This is a genomic window from Emergencia sp. 1XD21-10, from assembly GCF_009936045.1.
GTDB lineage: Bacteria > Bacillota > Clostridia > Peptostreptococcales > Anaerovoracaceae > Senimuribacter > Senimuribacter intestinalis.
The window spans coordinates 38,178-57,034 of record NZ_QWEQ01000007.1 but is presented as its reverse complement, the minus strand read 5'-3'; the positions used below and the strand labels follow the sequence as shown (position 1 = coordinate 57,034).

At 43.6% G+C, this 18,857-nt stretch carries 23 protein-coding genes; 22 read left to right on the top strand and 1 reads right to left on the bottom strand.

The window, feature by feature from the left end; translation table 11 throughout:
* Nucleotides 1-2 precede the first annotated feature (2 nt).
* From ffh to D1151_RS05180, 16 genes are all read left to right on the top strand, one after another.
* On the top strand, nt 3-1,343 hold the full coding sequence (gene ffh / locus D1151_RS05255; protein ID WP_160201255.1) for a signal recognition particle protein: 1,341 nt from the start codon (nt 3-5) through the stop codon (nt 1,341-1,343).
* 47 nt (nt 1,344-1,390) lie between these two features.
* Nucleotides 1,391-1,633, top strand: a complete 243-nt coding sequence (rpsP, locus tag D1151_RS05250; RefSeq protein ID WP_160201254.1) for a 30S ribosomal protein S16 — start codon at nt 1,391-1,393, stop codon at nt 1,631-1,633.
* A gap of 17 nt (nt 1,634-1,650) precedes the next feature.
* Entirely contained in the window at nt 1,651-1,890 is a 240-nt protein-coding gene (locus D1151_RS05245; RefSeq protein WP_160201253.1) for a KH domain-containing protein, read from the top strand.
* 75 nt (nt 1,891-1,965) lie between these two features.
* Nucleotides 1,966-2,463: a ribosome maturation factor RimM gene (gene rimM / locus D1151_RS05240; RefSeq protein WP_161908214.1), complete on the top strand. Its 498-nt coding sequence runs from the start codon at nt 1,966-1,968 to the stop codon at nt 2,461-2,463.
* Nucleotides 2,463-3,206, top strand: coding sequence for a tRNA (guanosine(37)-N1)-methyltransferase TrmD (gene trmD / locus D1151_RS05235; RefSeq protein ID WP_160201251.1), 744 nt, complete (start codon nt 2,463-2,465; stop codon nt 3,204-3,206). Before rimM ends, trmD begins: the two co-directional genes overlap by 1 nt.
* A 14-nt stretch (nt 3,207-3,220) precedes the next feature.
* Nucleotides 3,221-4,204, top strand: coding sequence for an HlyD family efflux transporter periplasmic adaptor subunit (locus tag D1151_RS05230; RefSeq protein WP_160201250.1), 984 nt, complete (start codon nt 3,221-3,223; stop codon nt 4,202-4,204).
* Between the two features lie 30 nt (nt 4,205-4,234).
* Nucleotides 4,235-4,939, top strand: coding sequence for a YggS family pyridoxal phosphate-dependent enzyme (locus D1151_RS05225; protein WP_160201249.1), 705 nt, complete (start codon nt 4,235-4,237; stop codon nt 4,937-4,939).
* A gap of 31 nt (nt 4,940-4,970) precedes the next feature.
* The gene (locus D1151_RS05220) at nt 4,971-5,477 is read left to right on the top strand and encodes a cell division protein SepF (RefSeq protein ID WP_160201248.1); all 507 of its coding nucleotides are present in this window, start codon (nt 4,971-4,973) and stop codon (nt 5,475-5,477) included.
* A 6-nt stretch (nt 5,478-5,483) separates the two neighbouring features.
* Nucleotides 5,484-5,771 carry a YggT family protein gene (locus D1151_RS05215; RefSeq protein ID WP_160201247.1) on the top strand — a complete coding sequence of 96 codons (288 nt, stop codon included), beginning with the start codon at nt 5,484-5,486 and terminating at the stop codon, nt 5,769-5,771.
* A 21-nt stretch (nt 5,772-5,792) separates the two neighbouring features.
* Nucleotides 5,793-6,524 (top strand): DivIVA domain-containing protein, encoded by a 732-nt coding sequence (locus D1151_RS05210; protein WP_161908213.1) that lies wholly within the window; start codon nt 5,793-5,795, stop codon nt 6,522-6,524.
* A 45-nt stretch (nt 6,525-6,569) separates the two neighbouring features.
* Nucleotides 6,570-7,025 carry a signal peptidase II gene (lspA, locus tag D1151_RS05205; protein WP_160201245.1) on the top strand — a complete coding sequence of 152 codons (456 nt, stop codon included), beginning with the start codon at nt 6,570-6,572 and terminating at the stop codon, nt 7,023-7,025.
* Between the two features lie 8 nt (nt 7,026-7,033).
* The gene (locus tag D1151_RS05200; RefSeq protein WP_160201309.1) at nt 7,034-7,978 is read left to right on the top strand and encodes an RluA family pseudouridine synthase; all 945 of its coding nucleotides are present in this window, start codon (nt 7,034-7,036) and stop codon (nt 7,976-7,978) included.
* 3 nt (nt 7,979-7,981) lie between these two features.
* Entirely contained in the window at nt 7,982-8,629 is a 648-nt protein-coding gene (locus tag D1151_RS05195) for a flavin reductase family protein (RefSeq protein ID WP_160201244.1), read from the top strand.
* 373 nt (nt 8,630-9,002) lie between these two features.
* On the top strand, nt 9,003-9,851 hold the full coding sequence (locus D1151_RS05190) for an alpha/beta fold hydrolase (RefSeq protein ID WP_160201243.1): 849 nt from the start codon (nt 9,003-9,005) through the stop codon (nt 9,849-9,851).
* 10 nt (nt 9,852-9,861) lie between these two features.
* Nucleotides 9,862-10,524, top strand: a complete 663-nt coding sequence (locus tag D1151_RS05185) for a GTP pyrophosphokinase family protein (protein WP_160201242.1) — start codon at nt 9,862-9,864, stop codon at nt 10,522-10,524.
* Between the two features lie 31 nt (nt 10,525-10,555).
* Complete coding sequence (locus D1151_RS05180; RefSeq protein ID WP_161908212.1) at nt 10,556-12,535, top strand: hydantoinase/oxoprolinase family protein; 1,980 nt, start codon at nt 10,556-10,558, stop codon at nt 12,533-12,535.
* 118 nt (nt 12,536-12,653) lie between these two features.
* Here the strand turns inward: D1151_RS05180 and D1151_RS05175 are convergent, their stop codons facing one another.
* On the bottom strand, nt 12,654-14,327 hold the full coding sequence (locus D1151_RS05175; RefSeq protein WP_161908211.1) for an NFACT family protein: 1,674 nt from the start codon (nt 14,325-14,327) through the stop codon (nt 12,654-12,656).
* A 128-nt stretch (nt 14,328-14,455) separates the two neighbouring features.
* Between D1151_RS05175 and D1151_RS05170 the strand changes: the two genes are divergently transcribed.
* From D1151_RS05170 to tsf, 6 genes are all read left to right on the top strand, one after another.
* Nucleotides 14,456-15,340 (top strand): YicC/YloC family endoribonuclease, encoded by an 885-nt coding sequence (locus D1151_RS05170; RefSeq protein ID WP_161908210.1) that lies wholly within the window; start codon nt 14,456-14,458, stop codon nt 15,338-15,340.
* 66 nt (nt 15,341-15,406) lie between these two features.
* Nucleotides 15,407-16,027 (top strand): guanylate kinase, encoded by a 621-nt coding sequence (gmk, locus tag D1151_RS05165; RefSeq protein ID WP_160201238.1) that lies wholly within the window; start codon nt 15,407-15,409, stop codon nt 16,025-16,027.
* Nucleotides 16,027-16,254, top strand: a complete 228-nt coding sequence (gene rpoZ, locus D1151_RS05160; protein WP_160201237.1) for a DNA-directed RNA polymerase subunit omega — start codon at nt 16,027-16,029, stop codon at nt 16,252-16,254. The genes gmk and rpoZ overlap by 1 nt, the downstream gene beginning before the upstream one ends.
* A 288-nt stretch (nt 16,255-16,542) precedes the next feature.
* Nucleotides 16,543-16,884, top strand: a complete 342-nt coding sequence (locus D1151_RS05155; protein WP_161908209.1) for a LytTR family DNA-binding domain-containing protein — start codon at nt 16,543-16,545, stop codon at nt 16,882-16,884.
* A gap of 178 nt (nt 16,885-17,062) precedes the next feature.
* Nucleotides 17,063-17,815 carry a 30S ribosomal protein S2 gene (rpsB, locus tag D1151_RS05150; protein WP_160201235.1) on the top strand — a complete coding sequence of 251 codons (753 nt, stop codon included), beginning with the start codon at nt 17,063-17,065 and terminating at the stop codon, nt 17,813-17,815.
* A 38-nt stretch (nt 17,816-17,853) separates the two neighbouring features.
* Nucleotides 17,854-18,783, top strand: a complete 930-nt coding sequence (tsf, locus tag D1151_RS05145; protein ID WP_161908208.1) for a translation elongation factor Ts — start codon at nt 17,854-17,856, stop codon at nt 18,781-18,783.
* Nucleotides 18,784-18,857: the final 74 nt, after the last annotated feature.

Below are 18,857 nucleotides of genomic sequence, written 5' to 3'. Positions count from 1 at the left end.
AAATGGCATTTGAGAGTTTATCGGATAAATTACAGAATGCGTTTAAGAAGCTGAAGGGCAAGGGAGTCCTGACAGAAGCTGATATAAACGATGCAATGCGGGAAGTGAAGCTGGCGCTGCTGGAGGCAGATGTCAACTTCAAGGTTGTAAAAGGCTTCGTAAACGATGTAAAAGAAAAGTGTCTGGGCACCGAAGTGCTGGAAAGTCTTACGCCGGCGCAGCAGATTATTAAGATAGTCAATCAGGAACTTGTGGAACTGATGGGAGGAACCGGCAGCAAGCTGACCTATTCGCCATCGGGTTTTACTACCATCATGATGGTTGGTCTGCAAGGTACGGGTAAAACTACCACCTGCGGAAAACTGGCAAACTATCTGAAACAGCATGGTAAAAAACCGATGATGTGTGCATGTGACATTTACAGACCGGCCGCAATCGACCAGCTGGAGGTTGTAGGAAAATCAGTGAATACGCCGGTATTCACCATGCGTGACAGTAAGGAACCTGCAAAGATTGCGCTGGCAGCAAAGAAAGAGGCCGAAAAAAAAGGTTTCGATGTCCTCATTGTCGATACCGCAGGTCGTCTGCAGATTGACCAGGCGCTGATGGATGAGCTTGTGGACATCAAAGGCGAAGTGAAACCTCATGAGATTTTACTGGTAGTAGATGCGCTGACCGGTCAGGATGCAGTTAACGTAGCTGAAGGTTTTAACGAAAAGCTGGGTGTAGATGGAATTGTCATGACCAAGATGGATGGCGATTCTCGCGGTGGTGCAGCCCTTTCTGCAAAGAAAGTAACCGGCAAGCCGATTAAGTTCATGGGCGTGGGCGAAAAATTCGACGCGCTGGAGCCGTTCCATCCGGAACGAATGGCGAGCCGAATTCTGGGTATGGGTGATATGCTTTCACTTATTGAGAAAGCAGAGCAGGCTTTTGACCAGGAAAAAGCTGAGAAACTGGAAGAGAGACTGAAGAAAAATCAGTTTACCTTAGAGGATTTTCTGGATCAGATGGGGCAGGTTAAAAATATGGGCGGCATTGGCAAAATCTTGGAGATGATGCCGGGTGTAAGTGCAGCTCAGATGAAAGGCGTGGACCTTGAAGAAAGTGAGAAGGAATTCCGTCAGATGGAAGCCATCATACAGTCTATGACGATTGAGGAAAGACAGAATCCAAATATTTTAAACGCCAGCAGGAGAAAGAGAATTGCAGCAGGCTGCGGACAGCCGGTTAGCAAGATTAACAACCTGATTAAGCGTTACGAAGAAATGAAGAAGATGGTAAAACAGCTTTCAAACCCGAAAGCCATGAAGAAAAATAAGTTATTTAGAGGTTTATTTTAAACTCTGACATAAAAGCAAAAGAATTATCATAAAAGGAGGAACAGAAAATGGTAAAAATCAGATTAAAGAGAATGGGTGCACACAAGAAACCTTTCTATAGAGTGGTTGTTGCTGACTCTCGCAGAGCTAGAGACGGTAAATTTATCGAAGAAATTGGTTACTACAATCCTCTGACAGAGCCACCTACAATCAAAATCGATGATGAAAAAGCAAAGACTTGGTTATCCAACGGTGCGCAGCCTACAGATGTTGTAAAAGGCCTGTTTAAGAAGTCTGGCATCATTGAATAAGAAAGCGGTGAGACGACGTGACTAAATTAGTTGAATCAATTGCAAAATCGCTGGTTGAACATCCGGATTCTGTTGTAGTGACAGAAACAAAGGACGATCAGGGCAGTGTTTTGCAGCTTCAGGTTGCAGCTGATGATATGGGGAAAATTATTGGCAAACAGGGAAGAATTGCCAAGGCGCTCCGCACTGTTGTCAAGGCTGCCGCCACAAAGCAGAACAAGAAAGTAGTAGTAGAAATCGTTTCAGAAGACGAATAATATTGCTGACAAAATCGGGCACATGGATTTACCTGTCAGGTATTTTCATGTGCCTGAAATAGTATTAGGAGAAAAATGGAAAAAATTAAAATCGGACGTGTCGTTAATGCGGTAGCGCTTCGCGGAGAAGTTAAAGTCTATAATTACTCCGGTTACAAAGAGCGCTACGAGGAATTGACTCGAATTATCGTCGATGATAAAGAATATGAAATTGAAAAAGTCAGGTATCAGCAGCACATGGTGATTTTGAAGCTTTCTGGTATAAACGACAGAAACGCAGCCGAATCGCTGAAGACAAAGGACGTTTATATCACAGAAGATGACCTGTTAGAGCTGCCGGAGAATACCTTTTATATAAGAGATTTGATAGGCCTTGCAGTAGAGGATGCGGACAGTGGGAAGCAGCTGGGAAAGCTGAAGGACGTTCTGCAGCCTTCTAGTCAGGATGTCTACGTGGTGGAGCTTGCCGGCGGCGGTCAGATTATGATTCCAGCGGTCAGCGAGTTCATCAAGGAAGTGAATCTGAAAGAGGGCGTTATTTCTGTACATCTGATAGAGGGGATGATTCCGTAATGAAAATCAATGTATTGACGCTGTTTCCTGAAATGTTTTCTGCTGTAACGGGAAGCATACTTGGAAGAGCCTGCGAAAAGGGTATTTTGGAATTTCGGTTCATCAATATCCGTGATTTCAGTCAGGATAAGCATAAGAAAGCAGATGATTATACCTTCGGCGGAGGTCCAGGGCTTCTGATGCTGGCAGACCCCATCTTTGGCGCATTAGAACATATCGACGCAGATAAAGATAGAGACAAAAAGAAGCTGCTCTACATGTCGCCTCGCGGCAAGGTGCTGGATCAGACAAAAATTGAAGAACTTGCAGCTGAAAAAGAAATTACCATCCTTTGCGGTCATTACGAGGGAGTCGACCAGCGGGTGCTGGATTACTGGCAGATGGAGGAGGTTTCTATCGGTGATTATGTACTGACTGGTGGGGAACTGGCAGCTATGGTGCTGATGGATTCTGTCGCCAGACTGGTACCGGGTGTTTTACCACGGGAAGGATCCGCAACAGAAGAATCTATTTACAGCGGGCTTTTAGAGTATCCCCAGTATACCAAACCGAGAGACTATCGAGGCATGGAGGTGCCGGAAATTTTACTCAGCGGCAATCACAAATTAATCGATTTGTGGAGATTTGAAGAGGCGCTCCGGCTGACAAAGGAAGTTCGTCCCGATTTATTTGAAAAATTTGTGAGAAACCGTGAAGATTTGACAAAAGATGAACGAAAGGTATTGGAAAAAATACTGAAATGATGTAAAATATTTTTATGAAAAAGATTAGAAAAAGTCCAATTGTATTATTTATGCTGGCGCTGATTTTGCTGTATGTGATTATCTACATTGTACCATCAGTAACAGGGGCGCTGGTGTCTTCTTATATCGTTGAATACGGCGAGCTTAAGGTCGCCGATGAGGTGACCGGATATCTGGTTCGCAACGAACAGGTTTATACCGCAGGGACAACAGGTACCGCCAATCGGTATATTGATAACGGCACCTTGGTGCGCAAAGGCACTACAGTGATGGAAATAACCGGAGGGGCGGATGGTGAAATTGATGATAAGTTTTCGCAGATTGTGGACAGGCTGGGAGACGATGCAATTCTCACCAGTGATTATGCGGCTACAAAGGGCGGCGTTATCAGCTATTACGCCGATGGCTACGAAAGACGTATTCGCCCGAACAATATGAAAAACGGCGGATATAGCTACTACAGCAAGTTGAGTCAGGACAGCGTGCAGAACTTGCAAAGAGATACAGTTGTAAGAGGAGAGCCGGTTTTTAAAGTTGTTGATAGAACTAAGTGGTATATCGTGACTTTCGTACCTAAAGACCATGGGGCACGTTACAAAACCGGACAAGATGTCATAGTCGAATTTGAAGATGGAACTGTAGACGCAGAGGTGCACAGCGTAACAGCAGATGTAGATGGCGAACATACCAGAGTTATATTGGCATGCAGCAATTACTACGAAAAATACATGCAGATGCGTGCATGTCCGGTGACACTGGTTACTTATGAGGAGAGAGGGCTTCTTGTCGAAAACAGCAGCATCACCAAGGAAAATGGACAGCTGGGGGTTTTTGTTAAAAAGAAGACCAGCGGCTCTGACTTTGTGCCAATAAAAGTGTATGCGACTGACGGTGTTCGCTCACTGGTAGCTGACACATTCTTTGACGACGCAGAAACAGGCAAACGGTACGATACTGTAGAAATCTACGATGAAGTGCTGAAAGAGCCAAAAAATTAAAAAACTTAAACAAAGGCAGGTGCTTAAAATATGTCGATCAAGTCAAATATCGAGTATATTCAGGAGCTGAAGACAGCTGCGGCCGAAAAATCCGGCAGAAGTGGAAGTGATGTGCTGCTGGTGGCAGTTACCAAGCTGCATGGAGCAGACGAAATCAATGAGGCTATCGATGCAGGTATTACAGATATCGGTGAGAATAAAGTTCAGGAAATCATGGACAAATATGAAAAAGTAAAACCTGTTCGCTGGCATTTGATTGGACATTTACAGACAAATAAAGTAAAATATATTATTGATAAGGTGTCCATGATTCATTCCGTGGATTCACTAAAGCTTGCCAGAGAAATTGACAAGCGGGCAGCGCAGCACAATTTGACTATGGATATTCTAGTACAGGTCAACTCTGCCGAAGAAGAATCCAAATTTGGCATCACTACCGAAGAAACGGATCAGTTGATTCTAGACATTGCTAATCAGTGCCCGAATATCAGAATTAGGGGCCTGATGTGTATTGCCCCTTATGAAGAGGATCCAAATGATGCAAGGGCATACTTTTCAGAAGTAAAGCAAATTTATGATAAGTACGCAGGTAGCCAGGAAGGGAGAATTGACTTCCAGTATTTGTCTATGGGCATGACCAATGACTTTGAAGTAGCCATAGAAGAGGGTTCGAATTTAATCAGAGTCGGGACTGCCATTTTCGGGTATCGTGACTATCGAAGTGAAGAAAAATAATAAAACAAATATAATTTAGGAGGAAAACAATATGGGTTTTGCAGATTCAATCAAGAAGGTAATCGGAATCGAAGAATTAGATGACGATGAAATGATTACAGAAGAAGAAGTTAATGCAGCGAAAGAAAAGCTTGCAAAGGAGCCAAGACGTTCCTTTGTAAGTGAGACAACAGTGCTGCCAGAGAAGAAGTCGAGCGTTTCTCAATCCAAACCAAGCGAAAAGCGCTTCTCTGTAACAGGTACCAGCGCATTTAAACTGGTTCTCATCGAACCAAAAGCTTTTGAAGAATGTCCGAAACTTGTGGACAGCCTGAAAGGCAGAAGACCTATTATTATCAATTTAGAGAAATTAGAGACAGAAGTTGCAAGAAAGATTTTCGATTTTATGAGTGGTGCAACTTATGCCCTTAACGGAAATGTGCAGAAAGTAGCAAACAATATTTTTATCTTTGCTCCAGAAAACGTAGGTATTTCCGCCGCTTCTGATGATAGAACCGCCTTTGAGTTTGGTGCGGAAGAAAAGAGTCCCTGGAGGTAAATAAATTTGGCTATTGTTTTAATAAGAGCAATTTACTGGTTTGCACAGATTTTAACTATGGCTCTTGTCGTAAGAGCACTGCTGAGTTGGTTTGCAACAAATCCTTATTCAGCCGTAGGAAAGATTTATCAGTTTTTAACTAAGCTGACGGAGCCTATTGTAAATCCTTGCAGACAGCTTCTTTATAAGCTGAATATCAACACAGGCATGCTGGATTTTTCTGTGCTTCTAGCGTTCTTTCTCATCGAGATTGTAGCAAATCTTCTAGTGAAACTGGTATTAATCGTTCTTTAAGAAAAATCGGGAGGTAGAGATATGATTACTCCACAGGAAATCGAAACAAAAGAATTTTCTAAATCAATGAGAGGATATAATGCAGAGGAAGTCGATGAATTTCTGGATATGATTATCCTTGACTTGCAGCAGCTGATGGACGAAAACGCACGGCAGCAGAAGACCATCAAGAGCTTAGAAGCAGATTTAAGTCAGTATAAACGTTCAGAGACATCTGTCCTGAATACTTTGGAGTCTGCTAAAAAACTGATGAACGATATCTCTGAGAGCGCAGAAAAGAGAGCAGAGATTATCATCAGAAATGCGCAGCTGGATGCTGAGACCATTCAGAGAGAAGCACGAGACTCTGTGTCCAAGCTGACTGAAGAGGGTGAGAAACTTAAATACAGACTAAGTACATTCAGAGAACGCTACAGAAAGCTTCTTGAAGATCAGCTTAGCCAGATTGAAGGCTCCAGCGAAGAACTTTTTGCGGAGCTTGAAAGAGAGTTTATGCCTGCTTCAATGGAGGAGACAATTGCCCCGAAAGCACCGGCAAGACCAGCGCAGTCACCAATGCAGAGTAATCCGGAACCAGCAATGACACCTTTGCAGAAAACACAGGTGCGTTCCAAGATGGATTCCAGAGATACCATGGTAATCGGCGGTGAGAAATCTTTAGAAGAGATGCTGATGGAAGACCTGCAGAGCAGGCGAAATGAAGAAACGACCCAGGTAAACAGTGACATGTTTAAAACCAGAGTCATCAAATAAGTAAGAATTAGGAGGCGGGGCACATGTGTTGCCCCGTAATTTGTCATGAGATATTATATATTAGCCTGCTTGCTTGTTATAGCAGATCAGCTTTGCAAGCTGCTGGTACGTACCCGAATGTATCTGGGAGAGTCTGTCAGTGTTGTTGGGGATTTTTTTAGATTGACGTATATTCAGAACCGAGGTGCTGCTTTTAGCATGTTCAGCGGTCAAAAAGTGATTTTAATCTTGATTCCGCTATTGGTAGTAATCGCAGCCATTGTGATTCTTCATAGAAAAAAAGGAGAACATTTCAGTTTATACCTTGCGTGGAGCATGATTCTGGCAGGAGGCATCGGCAATTTGATTGACCGCATAGCTTTGGGCTATGTGACGGATATGCTGGATTTCTCTATTTTCCCGCCGGTGTTCAATATTGCGGATATTGGTGTGACAGTGGGGTGCGGCGTATTGGTATTATATGTGCTGGCTGGAGACAAATTAAAGAGCAGGAAGTCGTGAGAAAGAAGATGGAAGAAAAAATCCAATACGAGTTTGATATAGAAGAAAAGCTGCAGGGCAGTCGAATTGATTCTGCGTGTGCGCAGGTACTTTCGGGAATGTCGAGGAGTTTTATTCAGAAGCTTTTTGAGAAAGGCAATATCTCGGTAAACGGAGAAATCTGCATTTCAAAAAAATATAAAGTAAAGTTTGGCGATAGAATTAAAATTGCTATACCGGAGCCGACAAAACTGGACATTTGCGCTGAGGATATTCCTCTGGACATAGTTTATGAAGATGAAGATGTTCTAGTTGTCAATAAGCCAAAGGGCATGGTAGTTCATCCGGCTGTAGGCAATTATACGGGAACTTTGGTTAACGGAATTATGTTTCACTGTGGGGACAGGCTATCATCAATTAATGGGGTTGTAAGACCGGGTATCGTGCACAGGATAGATAAGGACACCAGCGGACTTTTGATGATTGCCAAAAATGATGCTGCTCACGAGTCCCTGTCAAAGCAGTTAGCAGACCATACTATCACCAGAGCCTATCAGGCACTGGTGTATCATAACATAAAAGAAGATGAGGGGACAGTGGAGGCTCCTATCGGCAGAGACCCGGCAAATCGTCTCAGACAGGCGGTGACCGATTTGGACCACGGAAAGAGGGCAATTACGCACTACAAGGTACTGGAACGTTTTGGAAATTTCACGCTAATTGAGGCCAGACTAGAAACGGGACGAACTCATCAGATAAGGGTTCATATGGCGCATATTAAGCATCCCTTGGCAGGGGATATGGTATACGGACCGAGGAAAAGTGCAGTCAAGCTTCCACCTGATTGCAGTGGACAGGTGCTTCATGCTAAGGTGTTAGGATTTGTGCATCCCAGGACGGGAGAGTATATGGAGTTTGAAAGTTCTCTTCCCAGGTACTTTGAAGAGTTACTCGCCAAATTGAGAAAGGAATAGAAAATGGCAAAAATTTCAATGAAGCCCGGAACTATGCTAAATCCAGTACCGGCGGTATTAGTAACTTGCGGTGACAGTCTTGCGACAAACATTATAACCATCGCATGGACAGGGATTATTAATTCGGATCCGCCAATGACTTATGTGTCAGTGCGGAAGTCCAGATATTCCCACCATTTGATTTCTGAATCTGGCGAATTTGTCATAAACTTAACGACAGAGGAACTTGCGAAGACGACAGACTTTTGCGGTGTCAAATCGGGGCGCGATGTGAACAAGGCTTTGGAGATGGAAATTTCTTTGACAGCGGCGGACCATGTGTCTTGTCCGATGATAGAGCAGTCGCCTGTGAATCTGGAATGTAAAGTGGTGGAGGTAAAGGAATATCCGACTCACGATATGTTCATTGCAGAGATTGTAGGTGTTCATGCAGAGGAAGCGCTTTTCGATGAAAAGGGAAAGCTGTGTCTGGAGCGGGCAGGACTTCTGTGCTATAGTCACGGTGAATACTTTGGTCTGAAAAAGGAGCCTTTGGGTAAGTTTGGCTATTCAATTATGAAAGCGAAGACCCGAAAGCGGATTAACAGAGAAAGAATGGAGACTAAAAAGAAGGCCGGATACAGGTATGGGAAAAAGAGGAAGAAAGGCTGAGTGCCTTGCGGCAGTCAGCCTTGTAAGCTTGCGCCCAGCCAGATGTGCCTTTCGTTCGTGTTTGAAATCAAACTGCGATATTTTGCGGTAAGAGTGGAACTTGTACGTCAGCTAATCTAAAGTTTTTGGTTACATTTGATGTATTTAACACAATCTTCACACACATATCCGCCTTTAAATGTTGTGTTGTGATAGATGTTTCCGCAGAGGGAACAGTATTTTTGTATCATGCTAACGCCTCCTTCTAAAGCACGAGGCAAAGTGCAGCTTACAAAGCTACTGTAGACGATTTTTTTCAAAAAAACAAGGGGGATGTCGGATTTTGACACTTTTTTGTAGGATTTTGATACTTTTTTGTAAAGGAGCGTAAATCATGTACGAAAATTTTGCATTTCCAGAGAGAGATAAGGCGGTGACAGGATATCATTTTTCCTGTGAGAATCCGTCTCATGTGCTTTGCCTGATTCACGGAATCGGAGAGCATGCAGGTCGTTATAAGAGAATGGCACGGATTTTAGCAGAAAAGGGGATAGCTATCGTGTCTATGGATTTACGAGGTCATGGTATTTCAAGTGGTGTGCGTGGTGATACTGCGCCGAGAAGAGAAGTACTTGCCGATGTGGATGCGTTGATTATGCGGGCGAAGACACTTTATCCAGGGCTTCCTATCACGCTTTATGGACACAGTATGGGAGGAAATATCGGTCTTGACTATATGATGCGCGGAAGCAAAAATTACATTCCCGCGAAATATATTATTTCTGCGCCGTGGATTAAGCTGGTGATGTCTGTGCCCGGACCACTGCTTCCGTTGATTCGTACTGCCGCAAAGATAGCGCCGAAAGCGACTATCAGTCAGAATATCGATGAGAAGGATCTTGGGAATCCAGACTATGTAAAACCTTTTAAGAAGGATCCGTTGGTACATTCCAGAATTTCTCTGCGTTGTGCTGTGGACGGTTTTGATATTGGTACTGCCATTTATAAGGGGAGTCACCCAGATAATGGAGGAGCAGCGGATAAACCTTTTCTTTTGATGCACGGTGACGCAGATAAAATCTGCGACGTGGAGGGAAGCAGAAGGCTTGCTGCGAGACTTTCTCAGCGAGAAAACTTTACTTATGTGGAGTGGACGGGGTATTGTCACGAAATTCACAACGGAGGAAAAGAGGATACAGGAGAGGCAGTAATAGAAAAGATAGGACAGTTTATTGTAGAATAGGGGTAAAGACATGAATGAAGAAAACACAAAGGTATTGATGGATGAATTGCTTGCAGCTCATGACGGCGATCCGAAGAAAGTGCTGCAGGAGTATGATATTTTGATGATGCGTTATGATTCTGCGATTAGAGAGGTTAGGACAAAGCTGCAGATTCTAAACGATGAGCTTTCGCTGGCACAGCAGAGCCCGATTTCATCCATTACTGCAAGACGAAAAAAGACATTCAGTATTTTAGAAAAGCTGCAGAGACAGGGATTTCCGGTATCGCTGCAATCCATTGAAGAAAACTTAAATGATGTTGCAGGAATCAGAGTGATTTGCTCCTTTCTCGACGATATCTATAATGTGGCGGACATGCTGAAGGCGCAGGATGATTTAAAGGTCATTCAGATTAAGGACTATATCAAGAATCCAAAGCCAAACGGCTACCGAAGCTACCATATGATTGTGGAAGTGCCTGTTTTTTTCTCCAACGAAAAAAGACCTATGCGGGTTGAAATACAGATTCGGACAGTAGCGATGGACTTTTGGGCTACCTTGGAACACAGGATTAAGTACAAGCAGGATATTCCGAATCAAGATGAAATTATTGAGGAACTGAAACAGTGTGCGGATACGATTTCCCAAACTGATGAGAGAATGCTCAGTATTCGTGAGAAAGCCAGAGTATAAATTTTGTTTCCGAAAAGTAAAGGAGTATAGCATGATTGGAATTGGCATTGATACCGGCGGTACCTGTACCGATGCAGTAGTTTTGAATACCGACGGAAATCAGGTATTGTCTTTCAGCAAGACGCTGACGACGAAAGGAGATTTAAAAGAGGGCATTTTGAAAGCGCTGAGAGGTCTGGATGAAAATCTCGTTAAACAGGCGGAGTATCTGTCTCTATCTACGACTCTTGCAACAAATGCCTGTGTCGAAGGCAAGGGCGGTCGTGCTAAACTGGTGCTGATCGGTGTAAAACCACAGATGATTGCGAGGATGCAGGGAACCTATGGGCTTCCGCCGGTTTCAGAAATTTGCTTTTTAGAAGGAGATGCTGCCACTGTTGATAAAGGAACGCCTCTTCCGGACTGGGAGACTTTTCGAGAGACTGTCAAAGAAACCTTTCGTGAGTTTGACAGTGTCGCAATTGTGCAGATGAACGCCAAATACAATGACGGCCAGTTTGAAAAGGAGGCAGAAGCGATTATTGGTGAAGTGCTTTCTGTTCCTTGTGTGCGTGGATACAATCTTTATCAGGAACTGAACGTACAGAAGCGAGCAGCGACAGCACTGCTCAATGCCAGATTGATTCCTGTTATGGAGAATTTCTTTGACTCCATTGACCAATCTCTGGCGGAGCTGGGGCTGTCACTGCCGATTCAGGTCGTCAAAAGTGACGGCAATATTATGAGCAGAGACTATGCTATGGGAAGGCCGGTAGAAACTTTGCTCTGCGGTCCTGCTGCCAGCATTATCGGGGCTATGGAGCTTTCTGACAAAAAAGATGCCTTGATTGTGGACATGGGCGGGACTACCAGTGATGTTGCCCTTTTAAAAAATCGAGTGCCAGTGACAAGTGATGCAGGTATTTCTATCGGACCTTGGAAGACTATGGTTAAAGGGGTCACCATTGATACCTTTGCGTTGGGTGGCGATAGTGCGGTGGAATACGAAGACAACAGCCTTTATCTGGAGAAACGACGTATTGTACCTCTTTCCATGGCAGCAGCCCAGTTTCCAAGGGTTCGGGAAAAGCTGACGGAGCTTAATGCTGGTTTTGCTACCTACAGCTATCCTGCCAATCAGTTTTTTATGCTGGTAAATCGGCCTAAGAATATGGAAAAGTATACCGCTAACGAGCAGAAGCTGATTGAAGCGCTGGCAGTACAGCCTTTGATGTTCAGTGAAGCAGCAGAAGCAGTAGGGGTGAGCCCCTATGTGTTTAGAAGCAAGCGTCTTGAGGATGAAGGCGTAATCATCAGGTGCGGTGTAACACCGACTGACGTTATGCATATTTGCGGCGATTATGATGCTTACGATGTGGAAGCGGCAAAACAGGGTGTGATATATCTCTGCAAAGCAACGAAAAAAGATTTTGATACAGTTTGCAGGGAAATTTATGACTTGGCGAAAGCAAGACTTTACAGCAGCCTTACCGGTATTTTTATGAAATATGAGACAGACGGCAAGCTTTCTGCCGAAGATGAGGCAGCCGTTGAAAAGTTGGCGGCCTATATCTTTAAACAGAGACAGAGTGGTGCAAAGTTCATGCGACCGGATTTTAAATCTCAGATAGACTTTATTGGAATTGGTGCACCGACTAGAATTTTCTTACCGGAGGTAGCAGCGCTCTTTGGTGTTTCGGCGGATGTGCCGGAATATGCTAAAGTTGCTAATGCTATCGGCGCAGCAGTTGGCCGTGTAGTCGCTGAATATACTGTGCACATTCAGCCGGCACTGGGCGTTTATCGAGTCACTGGCGGCAGTAAAACGATGACCTTTGAAGAATACGACGAAGCACTTTCAGCGGCGAAGAAAGTTGCTGAGGAGCGGGCACGCGAGAAAGCGCTGGAGCAAGGTGCAGCAAAAGTGACGCGGGTTGAGACAGAAGTTTCAGAGGATTACTATCAGCTGACTGGAGAATCGCGAAAACTGTTTCTTGAAACCCTGGTGACGGCAAAAGCTGTGACCAAATAATTGTTGTTTGTTTGAAAAAAGCCCCTTTTCCGAAGGAAAAGGGGCTTTCTATTGTGATATTTGAGGCAGCTTGCGCCCCTCCTTTTTGCTTATTACTGAATAAATAAGAGGCGGATTTTTATTTTGATTCAGGCAGCTTCGGGTTGACCCAGAGGGTGCGGTTGTTAGTAAAGATTACCATGCCCGGTTTGGCGCCGGAAGGCTTTTTTACATATTTAACTTGTACATAATCTACAGGAACATTTTCTGAGGTGCGTCCCTTACTGTGATAGGCTGCGATAGCAGCTGCTTCAAAGAGCGCTTCCTCAGAAAGTGCAGCGCCGCCTGTCTGAACGATAACATGAGAGCCGGGGATATCTTTGGTATGCAGCCATAAGTCCGTCTTAGAAGCAGTCTTTAGTGTTAAAATATCGTTTTCTTTGTTGTTGCGTCCCACCAAAACCTGAGATCCATCGCAAAGGGTATAGCGGTGGGGCTGAGGTTTGTATTTTTTCTCTTTAAAAGCGCTTTTACGTTTTTTGATATAGCCTGTTTCGGAAAGCTCTCCGCGGAGTGCTTCTATTTCTTCTATACTATCTGTATTGTTCAGGTAAGTCAGAACTGATTCCAGATACTGGATGTCTGCATCAGTTTCGCAAAGCTGCACCTGTTTTTCTTTAATGGCTGTCTTGGACTTTCCATAACGTTTAAAATACTGCTGTGCATTTTTTGACGGGCTATGCCGAGGGTCAAGGGGAATTTTCACTGTGCTTCCGTCATAGTAGTTCATGACATCCACTGCAGCATCGCCCGGTTTTGCAAGGTGCATATTTGCAGTGAGAAGCTCCCCGTAAAGTCTCAGATCTTCAGAGTTTTCCGCTTTCAAAAGATCTTCAGAAAGACGCTGCTTTTTTAAGTAGAGCTTATCGAGAAGACTGGAGACAGATTTTACTAGATCGTGAGATTTCTGTCTTGCCCGGTTAGATGACTGCTTGTGGTCAAAATAATAGCTGAGACATTGGCTCAGGGTCTCAAAATCAATGCGCTGCGTACTTTCTTCGTACTGAGAAAGTGAAGCGATGTGAAATTCCTGTGGCACTCCTTTTTCATCAGCGTAAATATGGGGCATAAAAGTGCCACTTGCAATAGAAGAACGCTGAGCAGAAAGCCAGCTGACGCGGTCGTCATTGACAGCAAGTTCGCTAGCTACAGCAGGGGAGATACCGCCAACTTTTGAGAGAATTTCTTTTGGGTTTGTAGCCATTTCTAAAAGCGCTTCATCTGAGATTTCTTTGAAGGAAATTTTGTCTTGGGCCGGCGGGTAGACGTATTCCTTGCCGGGCAGAACCTGGCGCACCCGGTTAACATCGATGGAAATTCGTTTGATACTGTCGATGATTCTGCCAGTAGTCATGTCCACCAAGATGATGTTACTGTGTTTTCCCATGATTTCAAAGATGAGCTTCTTAGAGACAGTGAAGCCCAGTTCATTTAAGGTTTCCAGGGAAATCTCTATGATACGTTCTGCGTCTTTTTGAGAAATCTCTACGATACGACCGCCCACAAGGTGTTTTCGGAGCAGCATGCAGAATGCCAGTGGCGCTGGCGGATTGATCGGATTTTCCTCAATAAAATGCAGGCAGCTGTGGGCGCTGTTTATGCTGGCGTAAAGTTTTTTGTTACCCTGCTTTGTGTGTATATGAAATACCAGTTCATCACTTTCCGGTTGATAAACTTTTTCAATTTTTCCAAGCATAATGGTGTCCTGCAGCTCTTTTACCATAGCGCAGGTGATAATGCCGTCAAAAGCCATAATATGACTCCTTTCTTTTTGCGATACTTTCTCTATTGTACCCCGATGTAGAATCGTTTGTCAACGAAAGGAAAATATGATAAAATAAATTTATTATCATTGATGTAAGAAAGAGAGGAAAACGTTAGATGATAAAAAGTATGACAGGATTTGGCAGAGGTGAATATAATGACGGAAAACGGAGCATCATTGTAGAGATTAAGTCTGTCAATCACAGATATTGTGATATTTCGGTGAGAATGCCAAGGAGATATTCTTTTGTAGAAGATAAAGTGAAAAACACTGTGAAGGAAAAGATCAAACGAGGCAAGGTGGATGTTTCCATCATGGTAGAGAATTTGACGGAAAATGATGTCAATATTAAGCTGAATACCATGCTTGCACAGCAGTATTTGGACAATCTGAAAGCACTGCAGGCAAGCTTTGAACTTCCAGGTGAGATTACATTGCAGTACGTGGCAGGGCTTCCCGATGTGCTAAAGGCTATTCCCGATGTGGATGATGAGGAAGAAATGACCAGATGTATTCTCACCCCCGTTAGGGAAGCGGCCTCCAATTTGGAAGCCATGCGCAGCGTAGAGGGAGAAAAGCTGGCGGCTGATCTGGTTATGCGCGGAGGCATCATCAAAGATCTGGTAGATAGAATTGAAGAACGGGCAGCAGAGGTTCCAAAGGCTTATACTGAGAAACTTCGCGAGAGAATCAAGGAACTGATTGGAAACAGCGTGACTGTGCCGGAGGACAGAATCCTTGTGGAAGCAGCCATCTTTGCGGACAAATGCAGCATTGCAGAGGAACTGACCAGACTCAACAGTCATATGGATCAGATGAAAGAAATCATTGAAAAGAGCAGCCAGCCTGATGGGAAAAAACTGGATTTTCTGGTGCAGGAGATGAACCGGGAGGCGAATACGATCGGCTCTAAAGCCAATGATATCGCAGTGACTAATTTAATGCTGCAGGTGAAAGCTGAAATTGAAAAGATTCGTGAGCAAGTGCAGAATATCGAATAATTTCCTTGAATGAGAAGGCGAAAAGTGATATAATATTTACTCATACAACGCTTCGAGGAGATAAAAATGGACAGAGCCGAACACGCAGGAAAACTATTTATTATATCCGGACCTTCTGGCGCCGGCAAGGGAACGATTTGTAAGAGACTGGTAGAAGATACCAAGGTAGAAGTATCCGTATCGATGACGACCAGAAACCCTCGTCCCGGAGAGGAAGAGGGTGTTAGTTACTACTTTACAACGAAGGAGGCGTTCTGCAAGGAGATAGAGGCTGGAGGATTTCTGGAACATGCAGAAGTCTACGGCAATTATTACGGCACGCCGAAAGCCAAAGTGATAGAAAAACTTCAGCAGGGCATCGATGTTGTACTGGAAATTGATATTCAGGGTGCGCTGAATGTAAAGACTGCATATCCTGACGGGATTTTTATCTTTATTTTGCCGCCTTCTATGGCAGAACTCAGAAAGAGAATTACTGGCAGAGGTTCAGAAACGGAAGATGCGATTAACTTGAGGCTTTCGCAGACACTGAAGGAAGTTTCCTACATAGATAAATATGATTACTGTGTGGTCAACGGCGAACTGGAAGAGGCAGTAAGCAGGGTTAAGGCTATCGTAGTTGCCGAACACTCCAGAGTGTCTCAGAATGTTTACAAGCTGATTGAAAAATATAAGGAGGAAGTATAATGCTATACCCATCAATTAACGCGATTAGAAAGAAGGCAGACAGCAGATACACCATCGTAAACATGGCTGCTAAGAGAGCTAGAGATATCATTGACGGAAAACCGATTTTGACAGAATGTGAGATTAATAAGCCCGTATCTATCGCAGCTCACGAAATTGCAGAAGATTTAATCACTTATAAGAGAGAAGCACATTTAGCGGAGTTTGAAGAAATCGAAGAATTATAAGATCCAGCTGAGACTGTAAAAACAGCCCTTTGCATTTGCAAAGGGCTGTTTTATCGTGCTATACCGATATTCTCTGGCTGAATGACAAAAAATATGTTTTTCTTTTTGATTTCTCTTAGTTCTATAAGTTGCAAAATCATAATTTTGTTTTAGGGCGATTTGCCATATTTTGTCATAACCTGTCGAAAATAGTCGGAAAAAGAGGAGAAATTGCCATAGGCTCCTATTTGTGTTTATTATATAATGAAAAGTATAATACTGAGAATAATACGACTAGGAGGAACGATAATGGAAGAACAATCCATTCTCATAATAAGCGGTGCGGAAGTGGCAAGAGTTTTCGTAGGTGACATCGTCCTTGTGGAACAGGAGGGAAGAAAGCTTCATGTGGTAACTTCCTGCCGGGAGTATCGATATTATGAAAAGATGAGAAAACTGGAGGCGGCTCTTGACGGACGGTTTTGCCCCTGTCTAAAGGGGTGTTATGTGAATCTGGAACGCATTGTGTCGATGAAAGAACCGGAAATCCATTTTGATAACGGGTATGTTTTTTGCTTGGGTAGGACAAATTTTATTAAACTGAGACAGAAATACAAACTTTTTCTGAAAAATAGCGTAAATTTGGCATAATAGTTTTTAAAAAAGCTTGCAATTTCAATCTAAATGACGTATAATAATGGTCGGCTTGTTTATCTTTAGCCAAAATGAATTAATTTAACACACCCGGTTGTTTTGTAGAAGCGGTGCCGCGAAAGCGGTTTTATGCACGATAGACCGAGTGGAAGGTAAAACCAGGAGGAAAAGAATCATGGCAGTAATTTCAATGAAACAATTACTTGAAGCTGGTGTACATTTTGGACACCAGACCAGAAGATGGAACCCTAAGATGGCTCCTTACATCTTCACAGAAAGAAACGGAATTTACATCATCGACTTACAGAAGACTGTAAAGAAGATTGAGGAAGCTTATGACTTCATGAAGGAAGTTGCGGCAACCGGCAAACCAATCCTGTTCGTAGGAACTAAGAAACAGGCACAGAACGCTATTATCGACGAAGCGAAGAGATGCGGACAGTACTACGTAAGCGAAAGATGGCTGGGCGGTATGCTGACCAACTACAAGACTATCAGCGGAAGAATCAAGAGACTCTTTGACATTGACAGAATGGAAGAAGACGGAACTTTTGAAAAGTTATCCAAGAAAGAAGTTATCAAGCTGAGAGCTGAACGTGATAAATTAGAGAAGTTCTTAGGCGGTATCAAAGACATGAAGGGTATGCCTGGAGCACTGTTCATCGTTGACCCTAAGAAAGAAAGAATCGCAGTAAAGGAAGCTAGAATTCTGGGTATTCCTGTAGTAGGTATCGTAGATACAAACTGTGACCCGGACGATGTTGACTATATTATCCCTGCTAACGATGATGCAATCAGAGCAGTAAAACTTATCGCTGGCAGAATGGCTGACGCTGTAATTGAAGCTAATCAGGGCGAAAGCTTTGACGAAGGCACAGAGGAAGCAGCAGTAGAAGTTGAGGCTGCTTTAGCAGCAGACGCTGAATAATTCACATCGCTATTGATATAAGATTTGGAGGTCAAAAAATGGCTGTAACTGCACAATTAGTAAAAGAATTAAGAGAAATGACTGGTGCCGGCATGATGGACTGCAAGAAGGCACTTGTTGAAACCGATGGCGACATCGATAAAGCTGTAGAAGTTCTGAGAGAAAAGGGTTTATCCAAGGCAGCTAAGAAAGCTGGAAGAATCGCTGCAGAAGGTCTTGTTAAAATCGCATTTTCCGATGACCACAAGAATGCTGCTGTTATCGAAGTAAACTCTGAAACAGACTTTGTTGCAAAGAACCCTGAATTCGTAGAATTCGTAGATAATCTTTCCAAGATGGCACTGGCTGACGATGCAAAGTGCATGGATTGCTTCATGGAAATGACTTATGGCGATGAGGGTACTGTAAAAGACGCTCTGACCAACAAGATTTCCAAGATTGGTGAAAACATGAACATCAGAAGATTTGAAAAGATGACTACTGATGGCGTTGTTTACACTGGATATATTCACGGCGGCGGCAAAATCGGCGTTATTGTAGGTATCGAGACTGAAGCATCTGCTTCCGAAATCGAGACCGTAGGTAAGGACGTAGCTATGCAGGTTGCTTCCATGAACCCTAAGTTTGTAGACGAAACGCAGGTTGATGCTGATTGGCTTGCTTCCGAAACAGAAATTGCGAAGCAGCAGCTTCTCAACGAAGGCAAGAAGGAAGAACTGCTTGACAGAATCATCCCTGGCAAAATTAAGGCTATCTTAAAGGAAGTATGCCTTGTAGACCAGAAGTTCGTTAAGAACAGCGACCTGACAGTTGCACAGTATGTGGAAGAAGAAGCTAAGAAGCTCGGCAAATCCATGAAGGTTGTAGAAATGGTTCGTTACGAAGTAGGCGAAGGTATCGAAAAGAAAGAAGAAGACTTCGCTGCAGAAGTAGCTGCACAGCAGGCTGCAGCAGCTGCTAAGAACTAATCAAAACAGCAACTGGCAAATAAGTAAGAATGAAAACCCTTGAAAGACTCACCGGCTGAGCGCTTTCAAGGGTT

What these genes read in the sequence shown, in the direction of transcription:
- ffh (WP_160201255.1), top strand. Translation starts at nt 3, where the DNA reads ATGGCATTTGAGAGTTTATCGGATAAATTACAGAATGCGTTTAAGAAG.
- rpsP (WP_160201254.1), top strand. Translation starts at nt 1,391, where the DNA reads ATGGTAAAAATCAGATTAAAGAGAATGGGTGCACACAAGAAACCTTTC.
- rimM (WP_161908214.1), top strand. Translation starts at nt 1,966, where the DNA reads ATGGAAAAAATTAAAATCGGACGTGTCGTTAATGCGGTAGCGCTTCGC.
- trmD (WP_160201251.1), top strand. Translation starts at nt 2,463, where the DNA reads ATGAAAATCAATGTATTGACGCTGTTTCCTGAAATGTTTTCTGCTGTA.
- D1151_RS05230 (WP_160201250.1), top strand. Translation starts at nt 3,221, where the DNA reads ATGAAAAAGATTAGAAAAAGTCCAATTGTATTATTTATGCTGGCGCTG.
- D1151_RS05225 (WP_160201249.1), top strand. Translation starts at nt 4,235, where the DNA reads ATGTCGATCAAGTCAAATATCGAGTATATTCAGGAGCTGAAGACAGCT.
- D1151_RS05220 (WP_160201248.1), top strand. Translation starts at nt 4,971, where the DNA reads ATGGGTTTTGCAGATTCAATCAAGAAGGTAATCGGAATCGAAGAATTA.
- D1151_RS05210 (WP_161908213.1), top strand. Translation starts at nt 5,793, where the DNA reads ATGATTACTCCACAGGAAATCGAAACAAAAGAATTTTCTAAATCAATG.
- lspA (WP_160201245.1), top strand. Translation starts at nt 6,570, where the DNA reads ATGAGATATTATATATTAGCCTGCTTGCTTGTTATAGCAGATCAGCTT.
- D1151_RS05200 (WP_160201309.1), top strand. Translation starts at nt 7,034, where the DNA reads ATGGAAGAAAAAATCCAATACGAGTTTGATATAGAAGAAAAGCTGCAG.
- D1151_RS05195 (WP_160201244.1), top strand. Translation starts at nt 7,982, where the DNA reads ATGGCAAAAATTTCAATGAAGCCCGGAACTATGCTAAATCCAGTACCG.
- D1151_RS05190 (WP_160201243.1), top strand. Translation starts at nt 9,003, where the DNA reads ATGTACGAAAATTTTGCATTTCCAGAGAGAGATAAGGCGGTGACAGGA.
- D1151_RS05185 (WP_160201242.1), top strand. Translation starts at nt 9,862, where the DNA reads ATGAATGAAGAAAACACAAAGGTATTGATGGATGAATTGCTTGCAGCT.
- D1151_RS05180 (WP_161908212.1), top strand. Translation starts at nt 10,556, where the DNA reads ATGATTGGAATTGGCATTGATACCGGCGGTACCTGTACCGATGCAGTA.
- D1151_RS05175 (WP_161908211.1), bottom strand. Translation starts at nt 14,327, where the DNA reads ATGGCTTTTGACGGCATTATCACCTGCGCTATGGTAAAAGAGCTGCAG.
- D1151_RS05170 (WP_161908210.1), top strand. Translation starts at nt 14,456, where the DNA reads ATGATAAAAAGTATGACAGGATTTGGCAGAGGTGAATATAATGACGGA.
- gmk (WP_160201238.1), top strand. Translation starts at nt 15,407, where the DNA reads ATGGACAGAGCCGAACACGCAGGAAAACTATTTATTATATCCGGACCT.
- rpoZ (WP_160201237.1), top strand. Translation starts at nt 16,027, where the DNA reads ATGCTATACCCATCAATTAACGCGATTAGAAAGAAGGCAGACAGCAGA.
- D1151_RS05155 (WP_161908209.1), top strand. Translation starts at nt 16,543, where the DNA reads ATGGAAGAACAATCCATTCTCATAATAAGCGGTGCGGAAGTGGCAAGA.
- rpsB (WP_160201235.1), top strand. Translation starts at nt 17,063, where the DNA reads ATGGCAGTAATTTCAATGAAACAATTACTTGAAGCTGGTGTACATTTT.
- tsf (WP_161908208.1), top strand. Translation starts at nt 17,854, where the DNA reads ATGGCTGTAACTGCACAATTAGTAAAAGAATTAAGAGAAATGACTGGT.